This window comes from Desulfovibrio sp. JC022, assembly GCF_010470665.1.
Taxonomy (GTDB): Bacteria; Desulfobacterota; Desulfovibrionia; order Desulfovibrionales; family Desulfovibrionaceae; genus Maridesulfovibrio.
Genome location: NZ_VOPZ01000015.1, coordinates 1 through 24,627, shown reverse-complemented (window position 1 = coordinate 24,627; position 24,627 = coordinate 1). Strand labels below are relative to the sequence as shown.

At 47.5% G+C, this 24,627-nt stretch carries 22 protein-coding genes; 4 read left to right on the top strand and 18 right to left on the bottom strand.

The annotated features are described in order from the left end of the window. Positions 1-10 precede the first annotated feature (10 nt). The 16 genes from FMS18_RS19090 to FMS18_RS19015 all read right to left on the bottom strand — a co-directional run bounded on the left by FMS18_RS19090 (position 11) and on the right by FMS18_RS19015 (position 17,246). The gene (locus FMS18_RS19090) at positions 11-295 is read right to left on the bottom strand and encodes a transposase (RefSeq protein ID WP_163296264.1); all 285 of its coding nucleotides are present in this window, start codon (positions 293-295) and stop codon (positions 11-13) included. 348 nt (positions 296-643) lie between these two features. Further along, entirely contained in the window at positions 644-2,071 is a 1,428-nt protein-coding gene (locus FMS18_RS19085) for an IS1182 family transposase (protein ID WP_239061109.1), read from the bottom strand. 106 nt (positions 2,072-2,177) lie between these two features. Further along, positions 2,178-3,470 carry an OmpP1/FadL family transporter gene (locus tag FMS18_RS19080; protein WP_163296263.1) on the bottom strand — a complete coding sequence of 431 codons (1,293 nt, stop codon included), beginning with the start codon at positions 3,468-3,470 and terminating at the stop codon, positions 2,178-2,180. 463 nt (positions 3,471-3,933) lie between these two features. Continuing rightward, positions 3,934-4,677, bottom strand: coding sequence for a TlyA family RNA methyltransferase (locus FMS18_RS19075; protein WP_163296262.1), 744 nt, complete (start codon positions 4,675-4,677; stop codon positions 3,934-3,936). Continuing rightward, positions 4,678-6,129: a threonine synthase gene (gene thrC, locus FMS18_RS19070; protein WP_163296261.1), complete on the bottom strand. Its 1,452-nt coding sequence runs from the start codon at positions 6,127-6,129 to the stop codon at positions 4,678-4,680. 103 nt (positions 6,130-6,232) lie between these two features. Then, positions 6,233-6,736, bottom strand: coding sequence for a DUF456 domain-containing protein (locus FMS18_RS19065; RefSeq protein ID WP_163296260.1), 504 nt, complete (start codon positions 6,734-6,736; stop codon positions 6,233-6,235). Positions 6,737-6,739: 3 nt separating this feature from the next. Then, positions 6,740-8,035, bottom strand: a complete 1,296-nt coding sequence (locus FMS18_RS19060) for a phenylacetate--CoA ligase family protein (RefSeq protein ID WP_163296259.1) — start codon at positions 8,033-8,035, stop codon at positions 6,740-6,742. Positions 8,036-8,088: 53 nt separating this feature from the next. After that, complete coding sequence (gene dnaB / locus FMS18_RS19055) at positions 8,089-9,516, bottom strand: replicative DNA helicase (RefSeq protein ID WP_163296258.1); 1,428 nt, start codon at positions 9,514-9,516, stop codon at positions 8,089-8,091. After that, a complete protein-coding gene (gene rplI / locus FMS18_RS19050; RefSeq protein ID WP_163296257.1) occupies positions 9,491-10,033 on the bottom strand; it encodes a 50S ribosomal protein L9 in 543 nt (180 codons plus the stop codon). Before rplI ends, dnaB begins: the two co-directional genes overlap by 26 nt. A 9-nt stretch (positions 10,034-10,042) precedes the next feature. After that, positions 10,043-10,303: a 30S ribosomal protein S18 gene (gene rpsR / locus FMS18_RS19045; protein WP_015851900.1), complete on the bottom strand. Its 261-nt coding sequence runs from the start codon at positions 10,301-10,303 to the stop codon at positions 10,043-10,045. Between the two features lie 2 nt (positions 10,304-10,305). Then, on the bottom strand, positions 10,306-10,617 hold the full coding sequence (gene rpsF / locus FMS18_RS19040) for a 30S ribosomal protein S6 (RefSeq protein WP_163296256.1): 312 nt from the start codon (positions 10,615-10,617) through the stop codon (positions 10,306-10,308). 172 nt (positions 10,618-10,789) lie between these two features. Beyond that, the gene (locus FMS18_RS19035) at positions 10,790-11,554 is read right to left on the bottom strand and encodes an enoyl-ACP reductase (protein WP_163296255.1); all 765 of its coding nucleotides are present in this window, start codon (positions 11,552-11,554) and stop codon (positions 10,790-10,792) included. A 38-nt stretch (positions 11,555-11,592) separates the two neighbouring features. Next, entirely contained in the window at positions 11,593-12,492 is a 900-nt protein-coding gene (locus FMS18_RS19030) for a phosphoribosylaminoimidazolesuccinocarboxamide synthase (protein WP_163296254.1), read from the bottom strand. A 12-nt stretch (positions 12,493-12,504) separates the two neighbouring features. Beyond that, complete coding sequence (hisD, locus tag FMS18_RS19025) at positions 12,505-13,809, bottom strand: histidinol dehydrogenase (RefSeq protein WP_163296253.1); 1,305 nt, start codon at positions 13,807-13,809, stop codon at positions 12,505-12,507. A 193-nt stretch (positions 13,810-14,002) separates the two neighbouring features. Further along, positions 14,003-15,418: an outer membrane homotrimeric porin gene (locus FMS18_RS19020; protein WP_163296252.1), complete on the bottom strand. Its 1,416-nt coding sequence runs from the start codon at positions 15,416-15,418 to the stop codon at positions 14,003-14,005. Positions 15,419-15,833: 415 nt separating this feature from the next. After that, positions 15,834-17,246, bottom strand: a complete 1,413-nt coding sequence (locus tag FMS18_RS19015) for an outer membrane homotrimeric porin (RefSeq protein WP_163296251.1) — start codon at positions 17,244-17,246, stop codon at positions 15,834-15,836. Positions 17,247-17,443: 197 nt separating this feature from the next. Between FMS18_RS19015 and uvrC the strand changes: the two genes are divergently transcribed. Beyond that, entirely contained in the window at positions 17,444-19,246 is a 1,803-nt protein-coding gene (gene uvrC / locus FMS18_RS19010) for an excinuclease ABC subunit UvrC (protein ID WP_163296250.1), read from the top strand. Here the strand turns inward: uvrC and FMS18_RS19005 are convergent. Together FMS18_RS19005 and FMS18_RS19000 are read right to left on the bottom strand one after the other, a co-directional pair. Then, positions 19,243-19,926: a metal-dependent hydrolase gene (locus tag FMS18_RS19005; protein WP_163296249.1), complete on the bottom strand. Its 684-nt coding sequence runs from the start codon at positions 19,924-19,926 to the stop codon at positions 19,243-19,245. The two genes, uvrC and FMS18_RS19005, sit on opposite strands and share 4 nt — an antisense overlap. A gap of 3 nt (positions 19,927-19,929) precedes the next feature. Further along, positions 19,930-20,508 carry a UbiX family flavin prenyltransferase gene (locus tag FMS18_RS19000; RefSeq protein WP_163296248.1) on the bottom strand — a complete coding sequence of 193 codons (579 nt, stop codon included), beginning with the start codon at positions 20,506-20,508 and terminating at the stop codon, positions 19,930-19,932. Positions 20,509-20,692: 184 nt separating this feature from the next. On the opposite strand from FMS18_RS19000, the gene purT reads away from it, so the two are divergent. From purT to FMS18_RS18985, 3 genes are all read left to right on the top strand, one after another. Continuing rightward, positions 20,693-21,874 (top strand): formate-dependent phosphoribosylglycinamide formyltransferase, encoded by a 1,182-nt coding sequence (gene purT / locus FMS18_RS18995; protein ID WP_163296247.1) that lies wholly within the window; start codon positions 20,693-20,695, stop codon positions 21,872-21,874. A gap of 302 nt (positions 21,875-22,176) precedes the next feature. Further along, positions 22,177-23,481: a Na+/H+ antiporter NhaC family protein gene (locus FMS18_RS18990; protein WP_163296246.1), complete on the top strand. Its 1,305-nt coding sequence runs from the start codon at positions 22,177-22,179 to the stop codon at positions 23,479-23,481. 177 nt (positions 23,482-23,658) lie between these two features. After that, positions 23,659-24,516: a tetratricopeptide repeat protein gene (locus tag FMS18_RS18985; RefSeq protein WP_163296245.1), complete on the top strand. Its 858-nt coding sequence runs from the start codon at positions 23,659-23,661 to the stop codon at positions 24,514-24,516. Positions 24,517-24,627 lie beyond the last annotated feature (111 nt).

Genomic DNA, 24,627 nt, shown 5'->3' with positions numbered 1-24,627 from the left:
CACGCGTACCTTATAGGGACTCCTTGGCAAAGTACGCCGCTGCCTTTTTTAAAATTTCATTCTCCATGCGGAGTCGGGCGTTTTCTTCCCGAATCTTTTTCATCTCATCAGCAGCAGAAATATGCTCAAATTCCGGTGGCACGTCTTTTATTTTGCCATACTTTTTAGCCCATTGCCGGATCGACCAGGAACTACATCCAAGTTGCTCCGCAGCTTCGTTGTATGAATAGCCCAACTCGGTGACGAGCTTAACGGCGGACTTCTTAAATTCTTCTGAATACTTTCGGTTACTCATGACTGTCTCTCCATGAGCTGACTTTAACCTCTCAGAGACTATCCGTCATCTATAGGGCACTTCAGTATAATTTTATTAAGCAAAACAAAAATCGACTCCCGTTTAGTCGAATTTGTTTAAAATTTGTAGAAAAAATGTAGGGTAGGTCGATTAACATCAAGAGGTGATAATTTATAATGAGTCGTCATGAATGGGGGGGATTTTTTGGGGGGGCTAAACGAAGTAAAAAAAAGGCCCGCTCCATATGGAGCGGGCCTCAGATTGATGACTAACCCCGCTTTTTTCGGAAAGCGGGGTTTATTATTTCCGTTCCAGTTCGATTTAGTTTGAAAAGTTCAAATTCAGTTGTTAAAAGCTAGAATCAAGCCTCAAAAAGCTTCGAATGCTCTTTTGAATGGTAGATATATAAAAAATGTCTAAAAACAAGTGTGTTGCGCTCAGGATGAGCGCCATTTTCTTCATGTTTTGGCAAGCTGCGCACAGAAGACTTTGCTCCTGAACTTTCGAAAGCCCACGCATCCGCGCATAGCGATGCCCGTGCAGCTCTTTTGCATCGGCAAAACTACGCTCAACTGTTTCTTTTCGGCGTTTGTATAGCCTTCTGCCGCGCGGGCTGAGACGGTTCTCTATCATTTTTTCTTTTGAATCTTCCCAGACGTGACGGGTTACAACTTTTACGTGTTTTTGATTGGACGTACACTTAGCTAACAATTCACATTTTACGCAAATATTTGGACAGGATGCATACTGACGAAAGCCTTCCCTGTTCGTTGTTCTGTACTGAAGTTCATGTCCGGCAGGGCACACATAGCAATCTTTTTCATGGTCATATTTGTAGAATCGTTTCGCTAAAAAAACTTTGCGTTTGTTGGGTCTGCGGTAGCTTATCGCACCAAAAATATCTCTATCTTCCAAACCCTTGCAAATGTGTGAAGTAAAATATCCTGCATCGAGTCCAACTGCTTTTACGTCAAATTCAAAACGTTTAATCTGCCGATCCAATCTGTCCAAGTAAGGCACACTATCATTTATTGCCCCTGTTGTTATATAACTATCAGTAATTATGTTAAATTTACCGTCGACTGTGCGGTGGGCCAGCATGTGAAATCCCTTGGGCTTTCCGTCCCTGAACATGTAGCCAGCATCGGGATCTGTCGTGCTTTCTTTGACTCTTTTGATGGGAGTTGAGGCTGGCTTAGGCTTTAAAGGCTTTTTTTCGTGGGCTTTTCGGTCTTCCTCCACGGCTTCATCAAGCTCTGTTAAATACGATTGAGTTCTTTTGCAAACGATCTTGTCGATGAATTTATTCTTGTTAGCGTTGGCTTTTAGATGAGTAGAGTCTGTATAAAGTGTTTTACCATCAACCATCTTTCGTTTCATAGCCTGAAAAACGATATTATCAAATATATCCTGAGCAATTGTAGTTCCGTTAAATCGTCTTCTTCTATTTTGACTTATCGTTGATGCATCTGGAATTTTATCCTTGATGCCAAATCCAAGAAACCAGCGATAAGCCATATTAACTTGTATTTCTTTGACAAGCTGTCTTTCGCTACGAATTCCAAATATATACCCGATAAAAAGCATCTTAAAGAGAACTTCAGGATCAATTGCTGGACGACCATTGTTGTCACAGTAAAGATGCTTGGTCTTCTCTCGAATGAATGCGAAGTCGATAAATTTGTTTATTTTTCGAAGTAAATGGCTTTTAGGAACCAGTTCTTCAATTGTGACCAGCTCAACAGTGACTTGCTTTTGCTCGGGCTTTTTTAACATGCAAATAATATAAAAAAGTCCTCACCAAAAGGCGAGGACTTTGTCATCAATCTGAGGCTCGCTCCAAATGGAGCGGGCCTTTTTACTTTGCTGTATTTGTCAGGATTTAGAATTCAAATCCCATATCCAAACTCACAATGTGGGTGCGGGAATTGCTGATTTCAGTATCGAGAATACCTTCGGTAGGTCTTGCTTCGATAGTGCGGTCTTTCATCCAGAGATAGTTGTAAGCAGCGTCGATTTTGAATTTTTCATACTTCCAGCCGATACCGAAAGAAAGGTTCTGACGGTCACTGGTAGGCAGCATGTAGTCGATGTAACCATCGGGGATGGGGCTCTGGTCGTAGAAGTAACCGACTCTGAGAGCGAGGTCTTCAATGGGCAGATATTCAACACCAACCTGGAATCTCCAGACGTCATTCCATTTTTTGTCTGCGATTACAGTATTTTGACCGACTGCGGTGATTTTTTCAAATTCATATGTAATATGACTGTAGTCACTCCACATGGAAAAAATTGCGTCGAATTCGAAGTTAAGGTTTTTAAGCGGCTTGTATTCGATTCCACTAAAAAACATATGCGGAGTTTTCATGCTCATTTTAATGTCTGAATCAGTGAAAGATCCGGGAGCAAGAGCAGCAGCTCCGGGAGATACCACATAGCTTGCGGACCCTGATGCTGAATGACTCATCTTGCTGCGCCATGAAAGGCCGATGGACCACTCTTCATTGGGTGTGATGTGGATAGCAGCGTTCGCGCCGGGGGTGAAGCCGTTAACTAGAATGCGCTGGTCTACGTCGGTATTGTAAGTGGTAGGGTTTTTTGCCGCGGATGCATCGAGCTTCTTTCTGAGGTCGGCACGGACCTTCATGAATTCAAGTCCACCTGCAATTGATACGTATTCGTTGATTTTGTATGCAAGGTTGGGGTTGAAAGAGTAACTTTCAATCGCTGTATTATAGGAAGCGTATCTACCGTTCCATTTTTCATCAAATTCAGTTCCAAGACCAAAGCGGGTAAAGGTACCTACGCCCAGCCAGACATTGTCGTTGATCTGGTGTGTGATGTATGCGTTGGGCGGAAAAAATACGTTTTTCGTACCACTGGATTTAGTGGAAACACCATTATAGGTGGTGCTCAGATCCATCATGGGAGAGATCATGGCTACACCGGCCTGTATGTGTGTACCCTCCAGCTGGGTAATACCCGCAGGGTTCCATGCAATGGCAGACGGGTCGTCTGCTTTGGCGATCATTGCGCCGCCCAGTGCGTTGCCGCGAGCTCCCCATTCGTAGATCGCAAACCCTGCCGCTTCAGCTTTATTGCTGAATCCGGGGGCTATTGCCAGTCCCATTAAAATGATCAGCACGCTGAAACATGCTGTAAATCTAGTCCTCATATACACTCCTTCAAAAAATGCTGAAAATGCTTAATGACTTTGCTAAGATAAAGCCATCCCCTCAAGAAAATGCATATACTGACTATCTTGAATGTTAAATTAAGTAAAGTAAAATTGACGCAAATGTAAATTGTTGTAGAAATAATATAAGGTTGAAGTGGTCTTGTTTTGCATACATCTGTGTATGTTTGTTTGTTGTAAAGCAGCTATTAGTGTCAAAAAGTATGTATGATGTTTATTTTGCAATGTGCAATAGTTGTATTTTTACATAAACAACAGTGGAAATGAATAGAAACAAGGTAAAAGGAATAATGAAGACTGGCTGTTTAAAACAGTTTTAATGTTGATATTTGTCCAATGCATTATTGATTGGCTTGGCTGCCCAATCAGTTAGCGTGACTAACATAAAAAAGGCAGTCACTTGAAAGCGACTGCCTTTACAATAATCTATAGATTTAAATAATCAGCGAACAAAATACGCGAGGTATTCCTGATTTCCCTTCGGTCCCTTAATGCTTGAAGGGACAAGTCCTTTCAGATGCAATCCTAACTCGGATGAAGCGAAATTAACTATCATATCAACTGCCTGCTGTCTGAGATCCTCATCGCGAACAACGCCTTTGTCTGTCTGGCCTGGGCCGACCTCAAATTGCGGTTTGATCAGGCAGACAATTTCACCGCTTCCCTTAAGAAAACGCACAAGCGCAGGAAGTATCTTAGTTAAGGAAATGAAGGATACGTCACAGACAACCAGATCAACTTTCTCAGGAATCAGGTCTTCTTCAGCATGGCGCAGGTTAATGCGCTCAAGGTTCGTAACTCGTTCATCCTTTTGCAATTTCCAGTGCAGCTGTCCGTAACCCACGTCAGCGGCATAGACCCGTACAGCTCCAAATTGGAGCATGCAATCAGTAAAACCTCCGGTGGAAGCTCCGGCATCAAGTGCTACCTTACCTTTCGGATCAAGGCCCAGTTCCTCAATAGCAGTAAGAAGTTTGTAGCCGCCACGGCTGACAAAACGGTCGCGGCCTTTGACTACGATCTCCAGATCGGGGTCGAGCTGCATTCCCGGTTTTGAAACAGGGATTTTTTGCCCGTCTTTAAGATAGTGGGCCTGTCCGGCCATAATCATGCGCTTGGCCTGCTCACGGCTCTCAGAGAGTCCCTGAGCAAAAAGCATTTGATCCGCGCGTTCCTTTTTCGCCACTTATCTTTTCTCCAGACCGAGCATGGAAACGACATTTTCCGCTGCTTTAGAAATGTAATCAGCTTCGGACATCTTTTCTTTTTCTGCACCTTCAATAACAAGCTCCGGCTTGTTGGCGCGGCTGGCATCCGGAGTCACTTCATATTCAACAGGAAAATCATTTTGGTAGTACATGTCCTGAAAGCCCACAAATTTGAGTTGGTGTGCAGTAGAATCAAGCACAGCACTCTCGTTTTCGCTGATAAGGCCCAGCTCTTTTGCCCGGATAAGTCCGGCAAAGCATTCGCCACCCTGAGTACAGGCGATGTGTCCGTGGGAGTTGGCCAGCAGCATGGAATCCATGATCATCTGTTCGCTGACCTGAATCACCTGAAATGCTTTTTTGCCACCGATGGCTTCGAATTTTTCTGCAAAATGTTTTACACGCGGGAAAGAAACAGGGTTTCCAATCATTGCCGCCTGAGCAACAGAAGGCTGTACTTTTACGGGCTTGTATTCGCGTTCGCTTTCCTCTTCTACGGAGTAATAGCGGTAAACCGGATCGGCATGAGCGGACTGTACACCGAATACGCGGGGCAGCTCGGTAATGATTTCCAGCTCATAAAGCTTAAGGAAACCGGCCATGATGGCAGTAATGTTGCCTGCGTTTCCGATGGGCACGAAGATGCATTTGTCTTTGAGATCCCAATCGTACCACTGGGCAACCTCAAATGCGTATGATTCCTGTCCCAGAATTCTCCATGAGTTCTTTGAGTTGAGCAGGGCCACACGGTAGTTGTCAGCCAGATTTTCCACAACCTTCATGCAGTCATCAAATACGCCGGGAACTTCCAGTACTTTTGCGCCGCTACCGAGAGGCTGAGCCAGCTGCTGCGGAGTAACTTTGCCCTGCGGCAGGATAACAACGGATTTAACGCCTTCTTTCATGTAGGAGGCATAAAGAGCTGCCGCTGCGGAAGTGTCGCCTGTAGAAGCACAAACGGTCAGGATTTCATCCCAGCTGTTTTTGTTCATCAGCGCGTTGATGTAGCTGAAAGCACAGGCCATGCCACGATCTTTAAAGGAAGCACTGGGGTTCTGACCGTCGTTTTTGTAGGCGGTCTTGATTCCAGTTACTTCATTGAGGGCCGGACTTGATGCAACAATAGGGGTGTTGCCTTCACCGAGGTAAAGGATTTCTTCTTCGTCCATGACCGGGGCGAAAAGTTCGTAGAAGCGGAAGATACCGCGCAGGCTGTCGTTTTTAGTCCCGCAACGGGCATCAAATATTTCGCGCCACTCTTTGCCGCTGTTTTTTTTGAGTTCGTCGAAAGTCAGGTCTTCGAGGATGAAAACAGAACCGCATTCAGGGCAGGTGTAATGAAGTTCGTTAATGTCATAGCGGGCATTACAACCCAGACAGTGATATTCCATTTTACCGCGATATTCAGGAAACTTATTAGCAAAACTCATGGTTCATCCTCTTTAAAACTAATAGGGATTCCAAAGGGGATTATCCCCTTTGGCCGCCGGAGGCGAAATCAAATTATCAAAAACGCGAAGCGCATCAAATTCCTTAACTGGGCCAGATTTTCGGTACACTCATGGCAAACATCCAGACACCGAGGCTGATTTTGAGGGCCATACCGAAGGCTTTGCCCCAAAATGCGCCCCATGCGGAATGCCTGGCTTCGTCAAAAGATCTGCCGTGGGTAAGTTCCAGTACAAGGCAGCCTCCGAAGGAGCCTAGCAAAGCACCGGGCAAAGCACCGAGACCGAAAAAGAACGGTGCTCCGAAGATTGCTCCGCCGATGGCTCCGATGAATGCTCCGATATTGCCGCGTCCGGTTGCACCGTACTTTTTACCGCCGAAATACTGGGCACCGAATTCAAGGAGTTCGCCAACAAGGGCGATGACTCCCAGAATTATGATGAAGTTCCAAGTCATTGTTTCAGGCTGATAAAATTTCCATCCCGCTACAAGAGCCAGAATCAACCAGTTTGCCGGAAGCCCGAATATATGCAGTGCCAGCGAGCACAGCATAAGCAGGATAACCAGCACTGCCAATGCAGTAATCATATTCTATTCCTCATCCCTGAGATCTACAACACGTACAGCCTTTCCTTCAGCTTTGGGAATGGAATTGTGCTGAACCAGTTCGACTCTGGGGGTTATGAGGATTTCATCGCGGAGCATTCCGGCAATCTTCTTCTGAATGCCCTGAAGCGCGCGCATGTCTTCGATGAAATATTCTTCCTTGATTTCCACCTTGACCCTGATCTGATCCATGAGACCTTCTTTGTACAGCTCAATCAGGTAGTTCTGGCCCACTTCGGGGATGCCCATGATGATCTTTTCAATCTGCATGGGATAGATGTTCACACCTTTGAGAATGAGCATGTCATCAGCGCGGCCCATGATGCGGTCAATGCGGCGTGAAGTACGTCCACATTTGCACTGGCCGGGAATAAATCGGGTTAAGTCGCGAGTGCGGTAACGGATAATAGGCATACCTTCGCGGGTCAGGGTGGTCATGACCAATTCGCCCACTTCCCCTTCAGCAACGTGTTCCCCGGTTTCGGGGTTGATGATTTCGGCGATGTAAGCATCTTCCCAGACATGCATGCCGTCCTGCTCTATACATTCAAAAGCTACACCCGGACCGTTCATTTCAGACAGCCCGTAGGAGTTGTAAGCTTTGATGTGCATCAGTTCTTCGATTTTACGGCGGGTATGCTCAGTATGTGGCTCCGCACCGATCAGGGCTACCTTCCAAGGCATTTCAGCTGGATTGTAGCCTTCTTCACGGACTTTAGCCGCAAAGTAGAGAGCGAAAGAGGGGATGATGTGCAGGGCGGTTACATTGAAATCGCGAATAAGCTTGATCTGGCGTTTGGTATTACCGGCACCGGCAGGTACGGTCAAACAACCGAGACGTTCGGAACCGTAATGGATACCGAGCCCCCCGGTGAACAGGCCGTAACCGGACATATTTTGAAGTACGTCGCTTTTACGCACACCTACTGCGTACATGGAGCGGGCCATGAGGTCGGCCCATGTATCAAGGTCCTTCTGGGTGTAGAGGACTGCGGTGGGGGTTCCGGTGGTACCGGAGGAAGCGTGCAGACGCACGAAATTATCCAGCGACTGGGTCAGCAATCCGTAAGGGTACTGGGAGCGCAGGTCGTCTTTGGTGGTAAAGGGAAGCTTGGTTACATCACCAGCTGTTTTGATGATAGATGGATCGATGCTGTTTTTTTTGAAAACTTCACTATAATACGGAGAATTTGCAGCCAGCTCGATGGTTTTTTTCAGTCTTTGAACTTGAAGTTCTTCCAGTTTGCCCCTCTCAAGGGTTTCGGCTTCATGAAAATACATTAATTTTCTCCGTGTAGATGTTTTCAGTGCATCACGTCATAAATAATATCCGATTATTCATCGTCATATTCTGACGGATATGGATCGGCAGCAAGGTTTTCAAATGCTGTATAAGGACCGAAGAAGGCCAACTCAACAATACCCGTAGGGCCGTTACGCTGCTTACCGATGATAACTTCCGCAGTATTGGTGATAGGTTTGTCTTCTTTTTTGTTGTAGAAATCTTCGCGGTAAAGGAAGAGAATAATGTCAGCATCCTGCTCAATAGCACCGGATTCACGCAGGTCAGACATCATGGGACGTTTGTCAGTACGTTCTTCAACTTTACGGTTAAGCTGCGACAGGGCGATGACTGGAATATTCAGTTCTTTAGCCAGTGCTTTGAGTGTCCGTGAAATATCGGAAATTTCCTGTTCACGAGAGTCAACACGCGCACTTGAGCGCATAAGTTGCAGGTAATCTACCATCACCAGCCCAAGGTTGTGCTGGGATTTAAGGCGCCTGCATCTTGCGCGCAGTTCCATGGTAGAAATAGCGGGTGTATCATCAATAAAAATGGGTGCTTCTGTCAAGTCCTGAGCAGCGTCATAGAGTTTGGCCCAGTCCTCGTCGTCCAACTGTCCGGTTCTGAGTCGGGAAAGGTCGACTTTGCCGTGACAGGCAAGCATACGGGTCATCAGCTGTCCCATTGCCATTTCAAGGGAAAAGACAGCGGTGGTAACTCCGGAATGCAGCGCGGCACGCATGGCCACGTTCAAAGCAAACGCGGTTTTACCCATACTGGGACGTCCGGCGATAATTATCAGATCGGAGTTTTGCAGCCCCGCAGTCATCTCATCGAATTTGTGATATGTGGTAGTTATGCCGGTAACTAATGACTTTTGGGCGACTCTATTTTCAAGATCCTGAAATACTTCCTGAATGAGAGCTTTACTACCTTTGATGGTGGTAGTCTTTTTGGAGTCAGTGATATCAAAGATAGCCTGCTCGGAGTGATCCAGCAGTTCCTTGACGTCTTGAGCTTCAAAGCTTTCATTGATGATGTTGGCAGCGGTATCGATCAGACTGCGCTGGATACCTTTTTCCGCTACAATTTCAGCATGATGCAGAGCATTTGCGGAACTTACAACAGAGTTGGCAAGTTCAGCTAGATATACAGGGCCACCTACTGAATCGATAGTACCTTTAGCGGTGAGATATTCACTGACAGTAATCAGATCGATGGGCGCATTTCGACCGTAGAGATCTTCAAAGGCCCGGAAAATTTCCTGATGGGCAGGGGAGTAGAATGCGTCTGATTTGACGATATCAACAAGGTCGTTGAAAATGGTGTTGCTTAAAAAGACTCCGCCAAGCACAGCCTGTTCGGCTTCGAGGTTATGGGGAGGGACCTTACGCAAAAGATCGGACGAAGCGTCGTTAGACGCTCCGCCCGAATTGTAGTCTGAGCCTGATTTACGCTTCTGCTTCTGCTTCTGCATCTGCTTCCGCTACGGGTGCTTCGGTTTCAGCGGGTGCTTCAACCTCTTCTGCGGGCTCTTCTTCAACCGGTCCGCCAACTTTGGCTACTACCAGTTTAACTTCACCGCGAACTTCGGGGTGGAGTTTAATTTCGATGTCGTACTCACCGAGGGAACGGATAGGATCGGACAGCAGGATTTTTCTGCGGTCGATGTCGAAATCCATTTCTGCGAGAGCGTCAGCGATGTTAACTGCGGTTACGGAACCGTACAGTTTTTCGCCTTCACCGACACGAACTTCAATGTTAACTTCAACTTCAGCCAGTCTGTCTCTGAGACCTTCTGCCTGAGTGCGGAGATTGTCAGCCATTTCCTGAAGCTTTCTTTTCTCAAGGTCGAACTGCTTGAGGTTAGCTTCGGAAGCGGGCATAGCCAGTCCCTGAGGAATCAGGTAGTTACGGCCATAACCAGCTTTAACGGTAACAATGTCACCAAGACTACCAAGAGCGTCTACATCGGCACGTAAAATAAGTTTCATGTAGTCCCCCTAGATACTCTTTTTCTTAACATCGGTGCTATGCACAGTAGTGTAGTGCATGAGTGCCATCTGTCTGGAACGTTTGATTTCAGTGGTCAGACGACGCTGATGCTTAGCGCATGTACCGGTGATTCTGCGGGCAATAATTTTGCCGCGCTCGGTTACGAAGTCCTTGAGAATGTCAGGACGTTTATAATCGAGAGGAAGGTTCTTATCCGCGCAAAAGCGGCAGAACTTTCTTTTGGGTGTGAATTTTCTTTTGAACGCCATGATTAAGCCTCCTCTGCCTTTACGGTTTCATCAAGTTTGACAGTAACGAACTTGAAGATTCCATCGGTGATACGAATGTTGCGCTCGAGTTCAGCAACCAGCGGGCCGGGTGCGTCGAATACGAGGCGGACATAGTATCCACGAGTCTGGTTCTGGACAGGGTAAGCCAGCTGGCGGGAACCCCAATCGTCGATCTCATCCATTTTGCCGCCTTCGCGGTCGATGATTGCGATGAGTCCTTCAACGAGTTCCTTGCGGCTGTCGCTCGCAAGTTCAGGGCTCAAAAGCAACAGTGCTTCATACTTTCTGAGCATTTATAAAACCTCCTTATGGTCTGTGGCCCTTTCCTATATAAGGGCAAGGCAAAAAAGGATCATTATTCCCTGGGCTCACTTCTGTCAAGCAAGAAAGAGAATATATCGTAAAAAAAGAAAAGCCGGAAGCCTTAAAAAAGCTTCCGGCAATAGGATTCAAGAACCGATGGAATTAAATTCCGAGAATATTGTAACCGCAATCTACGAAGTGAGTTTCCCCGGTAACACCGGCGGAAAGGTCGGATGCGTAGTAAACAGCAGTTTTACCAACATCTTCAGTGGTTACATTGCGTTTGAGCGGTGCGCGCTCTTCAATGTGTCTGAAAATGTCTTTGAAGCTGGAAATGCCGGAAGCTGCAAGGGTCTTGATAGGTCCTGCGCTGATGGCATTGATACGGACATTTTTCTCGCCGAGATCTACGGCAAGGTAACGAACGCTGGCCTCAAGAGTCGCTTTGGCTACACCCATTACATTGTAATTGGTGATGACTCTGCTTGATCCGAGATAGGTCATAGCCATGACGGAACCGCCGGGCTTGATCATGTCTTCGTAGGCGTTACAGAGGCTGACCAGAGAGTAGGCAGATACATCCATGGCGAGGTGGAAACCGTCGCGGGAAGTTTCGATGTATCTTTTCTTAAGGTCATCGCGGTTAGCGAAAGCAACTGAGTGGATGAGGATATCAAAGTCTCCCCACATCTCTTTCACTTCTGCTACGGAAGCAGCGATACTTTCATCGCTCTGTACGTCACACTGGAAAGTGAATGCGCCGCCCAGTTCTTCGCTAATGGGTTCGACACGTTTCTTGATGGCATCATTAACATAGCTGAAAGCCAGTTCGGCTCCCTGTTCTTTGAACTGCTTGGCGATGCCGTAAGCAATGCTTTTTTTGTTAGCAACACCGAAAATCAGTGCTTTTTTACCTTTCAGAAGCATTGAGATCTCCTTATTTTGCTACTTAATTTTTAAATCTATTAAGCGTCAAGTTCTGATTCAGTCAAGAGGGTGAAGGCTTCCATGTATTTATCGCGGGTTTTGGTTGCGATTTCTTCAGGGACTTCTGGAGCCGGAGGCTGCTTGTTGAATTTGATTTCAGTCAACCAGTCACGCAGGAACTGCTTGTCGAAGCTGGGCTGGGATTTGCCTGCTTCGTAGCCTTCAACAGGCCAGAAACGGGATGAATCCGGAGTCAACACTTCATCAATAATGATCAGTTCGCCGTCATAAATACCAAATTCAAATTTTGTGTCCGCAATGATAATACCTTTTTCACGAGCATAGTCACGTCCACGCTTGTAGATGGAAAGAGTAGCTTCCTGGACTTTGTCAAAAAGTTCTTTGCCGAGCATTTCAGTAGCTTTTTCTACGGAAATATTCTCATCATGTTCACCCAGCTCCGCTTTGGTGGAGGGCGTGAAGAGCGGCTGTTCCAGCATTTCAGATTCTTTGAGTCCCTCGGGCAGCTTGTGGCCGCAGACTTCGCCGGTGTTCTGGTAATCTTTCCAGCCGGAACCGGTTATGTAGCCGCGCACAATGCACTCGATGGGCAGAGGTTTGGCTTTTTTGACCAGTACGGAACGTCCTTCCAGCTGATCACGGTACTTGTGGAGCACTTCAGGATAATCGTCCACCTTTGAGGCGATCAAATGATTGGGAACGATGTCTTTGAACATGTCCATCCAGAAGAGTGTGATCTGGTTCAAGATCTTACCCTTGTCATCAATGGGGTTGGGCATGATGACGTCATAAGCGGAGATTCTGTCGGTGGTAACCAGCAGAAGCTTGTCATCATCCACTTCATAAATATCGCGAACTTTGCCGCGTGAAAGAAGTTTCAGTTCCTTGATATCAGTTTCAACAACATGCTTGGACATCCGCGTATCCTCTTATTTTAATCTTGTTTCGACAGAACGGGCGTGAGCTTCTAATCCCTCAAGCCTTGCCAGTCTCGCAATTTTACCGCCGTGGCGGTTGATATAATTCTGATCAGTATAGATCAGACTTGTCTTTTTAGTAAACGTCTCCACTGAGAGAGCAGATGAAAATCTTGCTGTCCCTACAGTGGGCAGAACATGGTTGGGGCCAGCAAAATAGTCCCCTACAGGTTCAGGGGTGAAGTGGCCCATGAAAATGGCACCGGCGTGTTTGATCTGGCCGATAGCTCCCCATGGTTCTTCAAAAGCCAGCTCCAAGTGCTCTGGAGCCATTTTGTTTACAAAATCAATTCCGGCTTCAAGATTGGGAACTTTGACAATTGCGCCCCAGTCCTCAAGAGATTTAAGGGCGATTTCACCACGGGGGAGGAGTTCGGCCTGTTTCTTAAGTTCGTATTTGACTTTTACGCCAAGCTCATCATCCCAGGTAACAAGGATGGAAGATGCGAGCGGGTCGTGCTCAGCCTGTGAAAGCAGGTCTGCTGCGATCCATGCCGGATCGGAATCTCCATCCGCGAGAATGGCAACTTCACTGGGGCCGGCAATCATATCGATGCCTACTTCACCAACCAGCTGGCCTTTTGCGGTCGCAACAAAAATATTACCCGGTCCTGCGATAACATCACAGGGGGGGATGGTGTCGGTTCCGTAGGCAATACCGCCGATAGCCCATGCAGATCCGGAGGCGTAAATTTCGGTAATACCCAGTTCTTGCGCAGTGGCAAGGATATACGGGTTCAGGGTTCCGTCCTTACGGGGAGGGGAGATTACAGCGATTTCCTTAACCCCGGCAACCTGTGCAGGTACGGCATTCATTATCATGCTCGAGATGAGCGGGGTTTCACCGCCCTGACCGCCGGGCACGTACAGGCCAACACGGTCAACCGGGCGTACCAGTTGACCGAGGATGGTGCCGTCTTCTCCGGTGGTCCACCATGATTCCTCAACCTGCTTACGATGAAAATTTCTAATATTGCGGATAGCCTCCTCGATTATTTCGAGGTCATGAGATTCGATTTCCGCATAGGCTAGCCCGCGCTGATCCCGACTGACCTTGAGCATGGAATGAGTGAAGTCCGGGCAATCGAACTGTTTGGTGTAATCCACAAGAGCCTGATCGCCTTCGGATTTTACTTTAGAGAGGATGTCTTTGACAATGGAGTCAACTTTACTGTCCGGGTTGACTCTAAGTTCGAGCCATTTCTTGATTTCCGGCCAGTCCTGCTGTCCGGAATAGGTGATATCTCTGCAAGGCATAGAAGTGTCCTTAAGATGTGATTGGTGAGTATGATACTTACGAAGAGAAGTATTTCTGATGTGTCTGTCCCTTATCGCAATGCTTATCAAAAGTCGAGCAGAATAGGAGGGAGGTAAGGCAAAATAAAAAGGGCCGGAAGTTTGCAAACTTCCGGCCCCCGGCGTCAAGGCTATGCTAAATTTCTAAGATTTCTTAGAACTTGTAGACGAGACCAACTGCGAATTTGAAGCAGTCAGCATCTTTACCAGCGCGAGCAGCCGCACCGGTAACCTGGGAACCATCCCAAACGTCTTTGTCAAGGTTCATGTTTACGTAGCCGAGTTCAACGATAGCTGCCAGTTCGTCATAGATCTGGTAGTTGGTGTTGAGGTCAACTTCGAAAGCATTGTCCTTGGTGGTCAGGAATTTACCGTCAGCAGCGATGTTGGTGTTGGTGATAGCTGCGCTACCGTTCTCGATGAGATCGGAATCGTTGGTACCCTGAATGTACAGGAAGTGAACGTCGTGGCTCAGTTTTTCGAAGAAGGAGATCTTCTCGAGGGAGAGACCGATGGTCCAGAAACCAGTCTGTTCGTTGCTGTCGAGGTCAGCAGAAGTCAGAGCGGAACCACCGAAGTAGGTGGTACCGAAAGCCCAGTCGTTAGCGATAACGGGCAGACGCTCGGAACCGTTTTCGGTTTTGTCGTCTTCACCAGTACCGTAAGCGAATACCAGTTTGGGCTGTACGAAGTCCAGACCGGTGTAAGCAAGAGAAGCATCAAAGAACAGACCGGAACGATCGTTCTGTTTTACGTCTGCATCAACGGAACCGTAAACGATGTCAGCGTTGAATACGATGGGATCGAACATATCCATGGAGAAGGAAGTACCGAGCCACCAAGCGTTAGCGTTTTTGGTCTGTGCAAGAGTTGCAGGAGCAGCAAGACCAGCAACAGCAGCGCCGCCAGCAGCAGCCTGGTTACCAACGATTGCGTATGCAAAGTAAGGGGTAGCAGCAAGACCATCGATGGTGATGGGCAGAGCAGCGTAGAAGATGTCCAGTTCGTCTTTCAGGTTGTTAACGCCACCGTCGTCCTGGAGACGGTCAGTGTTACGGATGAAAGCAGCTGCAACAGCGATCTGGTCAGTGATGGGGGTTTCCATCATGAACAGGCCACGTTCGGTACCAGCGAGAACCATGTTACCTGCGGCTGCGCCGGGAAGGTCAACAGGAGCCAGACCAGCGGTGGTCAGGAGTTCGGTACCGGGGAAACGGTACTGCAGGTAAGCACGTTTAACGGTCAGCTGAGAACCGGTAGCACCGGAGTTGCCGTCTTCGTTAGCGTTGTTAGCGGAACCAATGCGGGTTTTGTACTGAGTGTACAGAACTGCCCAGAGGTTTTCGTTAGCGATGAAACGGAATTCGGTACGAGCACGGAACCAGAAGTTCAGGTCGTCGTCGCCACGTACGCCGGTGGTGGAGTCCTTGTCGTTAAGGAAATCCGCATTGTCAATCAGGTTCATCTGGAACTGGAACTGGCCTTTAGCGTCCAGATCAACTGCAGATGCAGAAGCAGCAAAGCCGAAGACCATGCATGCGAGTACTGCAAGAATAGCAAGTTTTTTCATTGTTTTTATCCTTTTGCTGAATAAATGATTTTAAGCACGATTGCCTGACGCCTACCTTCAGGAACAGTTCTAGCTTTTCGTGAATCTCATGGCAAGCGAAAAATTACATTTTTTTGACAAGGGTAAAATTTTTTTTACCGTATAAAATTTTATACCCTGAGAGCTGGTACTGAAGTATAGATATTTTCTAGATTTTTTCGAATAAGGTGCAAGCCTTTTATTTATGCGGTAAACTGTGAGATCAGTTTTGATTTGGCCTTGTTCACGGGTGGTTTAAAAAATTTTACAGCAGGGCTAAGTATTGTTTTCCCTGCTCCAAGTGTCATTTTTTTATCAGCAAGCATGCGTTTACGAAAAGAAGGGGGCCGGAAGATTAACTTCCAGCCCCCTTGCGTCAGGATTTATTTGATTGTGTTTAGAACGAGTAGATGAGGCCTACTGCAAGTTTAAGAGCGTCAGAATTTTCACCCTTGCGTGCCTGGCCTTGGGCAGAGGGGTAATTTTCCCATGTGTCCTTATCGAGATTCATATTAATATAGCCGAATTCAACAATTGCGGATAGCTCGTCATAAATTTGATAGGTCGTGTTTACGTCAATCTCAATTGCATAGTCTTCGGTGGTCAGGAAGTTACCGTCTGCATCAATGCCGCTGGCTCCGGCATTAACCGCCGCCGCGTTGGTTCCGTCTTTGATAAGATCTTTGTCGTTGGTACCTTGAATATAAAGCACGTGGATGTCGTGGCTGAGTTTTTCGAAAAAGGATATTTTTTCGAGAGAAAGACCTACAGTCCAGAAACCCTGCTGGTTGGCGTTATCAAGGTCGGATGAAGTGAAGGCTGAACCGCCGAAGTAATAGGTGCCGAATGCAAAATCGTTTTCAATTGTGGGCAGACGTTCGGAGCCGTTGTCGGTTTCATCATCTTCACCGGTAGTGTAGGCAAAAACCAATTTGGGCTGAACAAAGTCAAGTCCGGTATATGCCAGAGATGCGTCCATGCCGAAACCGGAGCGATCATTGCGGGATTCGTCTGCATCAACAGAGCCGTATACAAGGTCGGCGTTGAATACGATGGGATCAAACATATCCATGGAGAAGGATGTGCCAACCCACCAAGCATTGGCATTTTTGGTATACGCTGTTCCGGCAGGGGCGCGCAGGCCGAGCGGTGTGTCTACATAGCTATGCTGCCCCACGATGCTGTATGCGAAGTAAGGAGTCGCGCTGATTCCATCAATGGTGATGGGCAGTGCAGCATAAAAGAGATCCAGCTCATCTTTCTGGTTATCTGTGCCGGGATCAGTCTGGAAACGGTCGGTATTGCGGATGTAAGCCGCAGCAATGGCAATTTGGTCGGTGATGGGGGTTGATACGCTGAACAGGCCGCGCTCAGTCCCGGCAAGGACCATGCTTGCTGCCGCTGCTCCGGGCAGGTCTACCGGGGCCAAACCAGCGGTGGTCATAATCTCCGTACCCGGAAAGCGATACTGAAGATACGCACGTTTAACAGTTAATTGTGAGCCGTCTCCGCCATCGTTGCCGTCTACGTTCCTGTTGTTGTCAGAACCGATACGGGTTTTATACTGGGTGTACAGTACAGCCCAAAGGTTTTCGTTGGCGATGAAGCGGAATTCAGTACGGGCACGGAACCAGAAGTTCAGGTCATCTTCCTGGTCTCCATCTTTGTCCGCAGCAAGGAAATCGCTGTTGTCCATCAGGTTCATGCTGAATATGAACTGTCCTTTACCTTCCAAATCTACTGCGGAAGCTGTTCCGGCCAGCCCTAGAATCATACATGACAGAACTGCGAGTAGTGTTAATTTTTTCATGAATTTTCCTTCAATTGCTGAATGTTGTTAACCAATACCTGACGCTTGTCTTTACGGTTCTGTCTAGCTGTTCACGGAATGTTCTAACTACTCGGCGAGAATCATTTTTTGCCCGATTCTGAATTTGACATGGGGTAGGGCCGGGGTTAGTTCTGGATATCCACTTTCAGGTCAGTTCAAACAAGGTTGCAGTATCAATGGGTTTTGAATTCAACAGCGTTGATTTTCCGGCATTGCCCGGTGTGTATCTGATGAAAGATTCATCGGGACGTATTATATATGTAGGGAAGGCGCGGGAGCTGCGCAAAAGATTAGCTTCATATTTTCGGGCCATGCACAAGCATACGCCTAAGACCCGGGTGCTGGTTTCAAAAATCCATTCCATTGATACTCTCGTTACCGGGACCGAGAAGGAAGCACTGCTGCTTGAGGCCAGCCTGATCAAAAAGCATCGTCCGCGCTACAATGTAGTCCTGCGTGATGATAAGCAGTACGTGCTTTTCCAGCTGGATAAGAAATCCGAATATCCCCGGCTGCGCATGACCCGCAAGGTTGTGCGTGACGGATCAGTATATTTCGGTCCGTATACCTCCAGTTATTTTGCCCGCGAGACATGGAAGGTGCTGGGCAAAGTTTTCCCCCTGCGCAAATGTTCTGATTCAGCTTTTCGTAACCGGGTCCGGCCATGTTTGTATCATGACATTGGGCAATGTCTTGGCCCCTGCGTGAATGTTGTTCCACGGCAGGATTATATGGGGCTGGTTCATCAGGTGGAGATGCTTCTTTCCGGCAAAGCGGGAGATTTGATAGGTTCATTGCGTCGTCAGATGGAGGAAGCTTCGGATACGCTTGATTTTGAGAATGCCGCTAAATTCCGTGATCAGATCAAGGCCATTCAGAAGACTGTAGAGAAACAATCCGTGGTGCTTAATGAGCGGTCGGATATTGACGTAATCGCTCTGGCGGAATCTACGCAGGGCGTCGGATTGGGATTGCTCTTCATTAGAAAAGGGCGGCTGCTCGATAAAAAGAATTTCTTTTGGCCGGGGCTAAGCCTTGAAGATGGCGAGGAAATTCTGAACAGCTTTGTTTCCCAGTTTTATTCATCAACAAAATTTATTCCCCCGAAACTTTTTGTGCCCTTTGAATTTGATATGCAAGGGGCGGCTGAACTGCTCAGTGAGCGCAGCAAAGCCACGGTGCGGATCGTAACCCCACACAGCGGTGAGGAAAAACGGCTGCTGGAAATCGCCCGCAAGAATGCTGCTCTTGGACTCAAAGAGAAAGAGAATGACAATATTCTCGACCTGCTTGCCGGAAAACTAAAGCTCTCAGGTCCGCCGCAGCGCATTGAATGCATTGATGCATCTCATCTAGGCGGGGAGGGCATGCGAGTTGGTATGGTGGTTTACGAGGAAGGCAAACCCGAAAAATCCCAGTATCGCAACTATGCTTTCCCGGAACTGGAGCATTCGTCTGATGATTATGCCGCTTTATTTCACTGGGTGATCAAGCGCATTGATTCCGGCCCTCCATGGGCGGACCTTATATTAATAGATGGGGGTAAGGGGCAGCTTGCATCCGTAGAGAAGGCTTTTGCCGAGAACTGGACGCATTCTGAGCCTATCCCGCATCTGGCTTCCATCGCCAAGGGACCGACCCGTAAGGCCGGTGAATTGGATGATCGTATTTTCAGGCCCGGACGAAAGAATCATCTGCCGCTTAAAGGGGGAAGCCCGGAACTCCTTTATTTGCAACGAATCCGTGATGAAGCGCACCGTTTTGTCATCGGCAGGCAGCGCAAGTCACGCAAGAAGAAGGTTTTGCAGAGTGAAGTGCTTTCCTTGCCCGGAATCGGTCCCAAGACAGCTCGGTTGCTCTGGGATGAGTTCGGCTCAGTGCTGAAGATGAAAGAGGCCTCCGTAGAAGACCTCTCTAATGTTCAGGGGATCGGCAAGAAGCGCGCTCAGCAGATTTTTGATGCTTTTAGGGATGTTTAAATTTCTTGTTCTTCTCCTATTTCCAATTCAACTACTTTGCATTCCGGTGCCAGCTCGGCGCATGCTTCTTTAAAATTTACAGTATCCTGCTCCAGAATTGGGAAGGTGCCGAAATGCATGGGGATGGCGGTTTTGCAATTCAGAAGCTTGCAGGCGTAGGCCGCATCTTTTGAATCCATGGTGAACCATCCTCCGGTGGGCAACAGGGCAACATCAATATCGTGCAGCTTGCCGAAGAGCTCCATGCTGGCGAAAAGTCCGGTATCCCCGGCAAAGTAGACACAGAAATTATCTTCGTATGTGAGGATATATCCGGCTGGTGCCCCGGTTGTTGAGGAATGCATAGCCTGAACCATCTTGATCTTGATTCCAGCAACGGAAACCGTTCCACCAATATTCATACCGATTAGCTTTTCCTGATCCACACCCTGCTCAATCATCTTTTCCAGTAGATCAAAAATGCAGACCAGCGTGGCTCCGGTAGCTTTGCAGATTTCCACCGCCTGACCAATGTGGTCTCCGTGGTCGTGGGTTACAAGCACGACATCTGCTTTGCTGATGGATTCCCATGTGGTGGAAGCTTTGGGGTTACCTTCGAAAAAGGGGTCGATGACTACGGTCTTATCGTCAGACTGGATGGTGAAATTTGAATGACCGTTCCAAATGAATACGTGTTTCATAGCTTACCTCGCTGATTCTTCGCCCCACGGGCGGTATAAATCGTGTGAAATTCCCATTTGTTCAAGGACCCTTCCTGCCATGTGCGCTGCCATATCCTCAATGCTTTTGGGAGCATGGTAGAATCCCGGTGACGCAGGCATTACAGTGGCTCCGGCAAGAGTTACTGTTTCCATGTTGCGGATATGGATCAGGTTCAGCGGGGTTTCTCGGGTGACCAGAATCAGCTTGCGCCGTTCCTTAAGGCAGACATCTGCGGCCCGGTGGATCAGGTTGTTGCCCAACCCCTGTGCAATCGCTGCAAGTGAAGCCATGGAACAGGGGCAGACGATCATCCCTGCATGTTGCCATGATCCGCTGGCCGGGGGAGCAGCTATATTGTCCTGCCTGTATACGAAATTTGCATGTCCGGTCAGGTTTTCAGGTTTGAATTCGGTTTCAAGCTCCATCACCTTCAGGGCGGCATCGGAAATAATCAGATGCAATTCAATATTATCCAGAGAGCCTAGATGCTGGGCCAATTTTACCGCATACATGGTTCCGCTGGCACCGCTGGCGGCGAGGATTACTTTTTTCTTGTCCATATTAGTAAGGATACTCCTTTTAAGGGCTGGTCAGTACAGAAGATAAAAATACAACAGGGGAGTATTGATGACAAGGAGAAGGGCGCATCTAATTCCTTGAAATTTTGCCCACCTTATGAGACTAAAAACGCACCCACACAGAATAAATTTCCCACAAGACAAAATACCTTACGGAGTAATATTTATGGTCACTCTCGGTACTGCCGGAACCGCTTCTTCCCGCAAAATGATGCTGCTTGGCGGCGGTGAACTTGGTAAAGAGGTTGTCATCGAAGCCCAGCGTCTAGGCGTTGAAGTCATTGTCGTGGACAGGTATGAAAATACCCCGGCTATGCAGGTCGCGCATCGTAGTTATGTGATTTCCATGCTTGATGCTGCGGAACTTCGCCGTGTTGTCGAAACTGAAAAGCCTGATTTCATCGTGCCGGAAATTGAAGCCATCGCCACCGAGACTCTTCTTGAGCTGGAGAAAGAAGGCTTCAATGTTGTCCCTACTGCCCGCGCTACCCGTTTGACTATGGATCGCGAGGGGATTCGCCGTCTTGCTGCTGAGGAAGTCGGTCTGAAAACTTCCCCTTACAAATTTGCCGATACCAAGGAAGAATACCTTGAAGCGTTGAAAGAAATCGGTATCCCCTGCGTAATCAAACCGGTTATGAGTTCCTCCGGCAAAGGGCAGAGTACTGTGAAATCTGAAGCGGACATTGATCATGCTTGGGATTATTCCCAGTCCGGCGGACGGACCGGGGAAGGGCGCATTATCGTAGAAAGCTTTGTTGATTTCGACTATGAAATCACACTGCTTACCGTGCGCCATGTCGGGGGCACTTCTTACTGCGCACCCATCGGGCACCGTCAGGATGACGGTGATTACCGTGAATCATGGCAGCCCCAGCCCATGACTGATGCAGCTCTTGCCAATGCACAGGATTACGCTCTTAGAATTACTGACGCTCTTGGTGGTAGGGGTATTTTCGGCGTGGAGCTGTTCGTCAAAGGTGAGGAAGTCATTTTCAGCGAAGTTTCACCGCGTCCTCATGATACCGGACTTGTGACCGTAATTTCTCAGGATTTGAGTGAATTTGCCCTGCATGTGCGCGCTATTCTCGGCCTGCCTGTGCCGGCGATTCGCCAGTACGGTCCTGCGGCTTCCAGCGTAATTCTTTCCAACGGAAAGTCCGAGGCTCCGGCTTTTGCCAATGTGGACAAGGCTCTTGAGGAAGCTGATACCAAAGTACTCCTCTTCGGAAAGGGTGAATGCGACGGCGTGCGTCGCCTCGGCGTAGCCCTTGCCCTCGGTGATGATGTGGAAGACGCGAAAGCCCGCGCCATCCGCGCTTCTTCCGCTGTGGAAATTGAGTACTAATTTTTTTGTATTGTTTGATTAAAAAGCTCCTTTTGTGCCAGGTTGGTGCATAAGGAGCTTTTTCTTTAAGTGTAACTTTAAGAAAAGCTGTCCGGTTTTTATTGACAGAACAGCCAAAAGGTGAGCATTAAATTTCTCGCAGTAACGCAAAAACGGAAAGTTTAGCGCAAATATTACTTATTTTGAATAATAAGTGGTCACTTACGTTGATTTTCTTAAATTAGTCCGAACAGAAGTGCCGCTAGACGAATATTTTTTTGTCCGGACTATATGTCTAACTCTTTATATAGGAATATAGTAGTATGAAACAGGAAGCAAACGGTTTGGCCTTAGCGCCACTAGGTCTATTTTTGGTGATTTTTATTGGAACCGGATTTTTCCTGACCATGAACGGAACCAGCATGGCTTTCTACCAGCTTTCCGCCACGGTTGCCATTCTGCCCGCTATTGCTTGGGCGATCTGGATGGGCAAGGACAAGCTTAACGACAAAATTAATATTTTCCTGCGTGGCGCGGGTGAGCCGGGTATCGTCACCATGTGTATGATTTACCTGCTGGCCGGCGGATTCGCTTCTGTTGCCAAATCCATCGGCGGGGTAGAATCTACTGTTAACCTCGGTCTGTCCATTGTTCCAGCTTCCATGGTTCTGCCGGGACTGTTCGTAATTGCTGCTTTCATCGCTACTGCCATGGGTACTTCCATGGGAACCATTGCCGCCATCGCACCTATTGCGGTCGGTGTTGCCGGGAAAACTGATATCCCTTCCGCTGTGCTTATGGGCGCAGTTGTAGGCGGGGCCATGTTCGGTGATAACCTGTCCATGATTTCCGACACCACCATCGCAGCGACCCGGACACAGGGCTGTAAGATGAGTGATAAGTTCAAGATGAACTTTCTCATTGCGCTACCGGCGGCAATATTCACAGTCATTATTCTTTATTTTGCCGGAGAAGGCGGTCAGGTAGTAGCTGATGGCGGTTACAGTCTGCTTAAGGTCTTGCCTTACATCACCATTTTGATCATGGCTGTGCTTGGCGTGAATGTGTTTGTCGTTCTCGGTGCTGGTATTGTTTTCACCGGGGCTGTCGGTTTTGCTTCCATGGACAGCTTCAACCTGCTCACTTTCTCTCAGGATATCTACAAAGGTTTCACTGGTATGCAGGAAATCCTTGTACTTTCCCTGCTGGTGGGTGGTCTTGGAGAGCTTATCAAGTTCCACGGCGGTATCACTTATATTATCAACTTCATCGCCAAGCTGACCAAGGGTACTAAGTCCACCAAGGCCGGTGAGTTCAGCATCAGTGCACTTTCCGTAATGTCCGACCTTTGCACCGCAAACAACACCGTAGCCATCATCCTCACCGGGGGCATGGCCAAGGAAATTGCCGAAAGCCACAATGTTGATCCGCGCCGCAGCGCAAGTCTGCTGGATATTTTTTCCTGCATAGTGCAGGGGCTTATTCCTTACGGCGCACAGATTCTGCTCGCCGGGTCCATCTCCGGGCTTTCCCCGCTGGAGATCATCGGCAACATGCATTACTGCTTCATCCTTGCAGTAGTAGCAGTGCTGAGTATCCTGACCGGATTTCCCAGAATTAGAAAATAATTATTCGGAAATATAGATTGAAGAAGTCCCCCGCAGCCTGATGGTTGCGGGGGATTTTTTATGATGTGGTGGAAATTGTCATTCTGTATTGACGGATCGTATTCGTATCGTTAATCATTTTAGAAAATGGGATTGGAATAATTGGTGTTGTGCTTTTTATATATTGGGGAGGTTTTCTTGCTTAATTCTACTCAGATACTTGATGCTGCTATGGCTGTGCCGGGTGTTGCTTGGTTTTGGGGCTTGGGGCTTACAGTTAAGCTATCTTTTTTGGGTGTAGTGCTTGCTGCATATCCTGTGGTTACACATATTCTAGGTAAATTTAAAAAGAAAAATAATGACAGTCCTTCGCAGAATGTTGAAGTAAACGTAAATGTTCCTGAACGGGAAGATTCGCAAAAACTTGCTGAAAAAGTCTACGAAGATCAAAGAAAAGATTTAAAAGAGGCACAGCGAACTATCTTATCTAAAGACGAAGAAATCACAGCACTCAAAGACGTTATTGATGGTTTGCGTGAGCCGCAAGAGACACAGAAAGAGACTGATTACGCTGCACAAGCTGAAGCCGAACTTGCAAAGGGTAATACTGATTTAGCTAAGGCTTTCTTTAACGAAGAAGCTAAGAAGAATGTTGAAGCTGGTAACGAGAGTTATGTTAAAGCCGCCCAAGCATATAGACGTTTAGGTGCGTTGAATTATATGAATAATCCTAAAGAGGCTTTGAAATATTATCAAAAGTCTGTAGAACTTGATCCTAATAGTGCTGAGGGGTGGAATAGGTTAGGGCATTTATTGTTACGTTTGGGGGATCATGCTGGAGCAAAATTAGCTTATAATAATGTTAGAGATATTGGAATTGGTAGAGAAGATCTTAAATGGGTACTAATTTCAAGCGGTAATATTGCTAATGTTTGTTGTGTATTAGGTGATATTAATGAAGCAGAAAAAAACTATAATAAAATATTAAAGTATACTGGCGATCAAATTCGTGATGATTTTGTAGCCCTCCCGTATATTAGTCCCAGCGCAAAGTAGAGATTTCTGATAAAGACAGCCATGAAGGAGGTTGTTTCGATGCGGAAATCCAAATTCAGTGAAAGCCAAATTATTAAAATCCTGAAAGAGGCCGAAGGTGGTCGTAAAGTC

Excerpts from the sequence above, each read along its gene's own strand:
- FMS18_RS19090 (WP_163296264.1), bottom strand. The coding sequence starts at position 295 with ATGAGTAACCGAAAGTATTCAGAAGAATTTAAGAAGTCCGCCGTTAAG.
- FMS18_RS19085 (WP_239061109.1), bottom strand. The coding sequence starts at position 2,071 with ATGTTAAAAAAGCCCGAGCAAAAGCAAGTCACTGTTGAGCTGGTCACA.
- FMS18_RS19080 (WP_163296263.1), bottom strand. The coding sequence starts at position 3,470 with ATGAGGACTAGATTTACAGCATGTTTCAGCGTGCTGATCATTTTAATG.
- thrC (WP_163296261.1), bottom strand. The coding sequence starts at position 6,129 with ATGAGTTTTGCTAATAAGTTTCCTGAATATCGCGGTAAAATGGAATAT.
- FMS18_RS19065 (WP_163296260.1), bottom strand. The coding sequence starts at position 6,736 with ATGATTACTGCATTGGCAGTGCTGGTTATCCTGCTTATGCTGTGCTCG.
- FMS18_RS19060 (WP_163296259.1), bottom strand. The coding sequence starts at position 8,035 with ATGTATTTTCATGAAGCCGAAACCCTTGAGAGGGGCAAACTGGAAGAA.
- dnaB (WP_163296258.1), bottom strand. The coding sequence starts at position 9,516 with ATGCAGAAGCAGAAGCAGAAGCGTAAATCAGGCTCAGACTACAATTCG.
- rplI (WP_163296257.1), bottom strand. The coding sequence starts at position 10,033 with ATGAAACTTATTTTACGTGCCGATGTAGACGCTCTTGGTAGTCTTGGT.
- rpsR (WP_015851900.1), bottom strand. The coding sequence starts at position 10,303 with ATGGCGTTCAAAAGAAAATTCACACCCAAAAGAAAGTTCTGCCGCTTT.
- rpsF (WP_163296256.1), bottom strand. The coding sequence starts at position 10,617 with ATGCTCAGAAAGTATGAAGCACTGTTGCTTTTGAGCCCTGAACTTGCG.
- FMS18_RS19035 (WP_163296255.1), bottom strand. The coding sequence starts at position 11,554 with ATGCTTCTGAAAGGTAAAAAAGCACTGATTTTCGGTGTTGCTAACAAA.
- FMS18_RS19030 (WP_163296254.1), bottom strand. The coding sequence starts at position 12,492 with ATGTCCAAGCATGTTGTTGAAACTGATATCAAGGAACTGAAACTTCTT.
- hisD (WP_163296253.1), bottom strand. The coding sequence starts at position 13,809 with ATGCCTTGCAGAGATATCACCTATTCCGGACAGCAGGACTGGCCGGAA.
- FMS18_RS19020 (WP_163296252.1), bottom strand. The coding sequence starts at position 15,418 with ATGAAAAAACTTGCTATTCTTGCAGTACTCGCATGCATGGTCTTCGGC.
- FMS18_RS19015 (WP_163296251.1), bottom strand. The coding sequence starts at position 17,246 with ATGAAAAAATTAACACTACTCGCAGTTCTGTCATGTATGATTCTAGGG.
- uvrC (WP_163296250.1), top strand. The coding sequence starts at position 17,444 with ATGGGTTTTGAATTCAACAGCGTTGATTTTCCGGCATTGCCCGGTGTG.
- FMS18_RS19005 (WP_163296249.1), bottom strand. The coding sequence starts at position 19,926 with ATGAAACACGTATTCATTTGGAACGGTCATTCAAATTTCACCATCCAG.
- FMS18_RS19000 (WP_163296248.1), bottom strand. The coding sequence starts at position 20,508 with ATGGACAAGAAAAAAGTAATCCTCGCCGCCAGCGGTGCCAGCGGAACC.
- purT (WP_163296247.1), top strand. The coding sequence starts at position 20,693 with ATGGTCACTCTCGGTACTGCCGGAACCGCTTCTTCCCGCAAAATGATG.
- FMS18_RS18990 (WP_163296246.1), top strand. The coding sequence starts at position 22,177 with ATGAAACAGGAAGCAAACGGTTTGGCCTTAGCGCCACTAGGTCTATTT.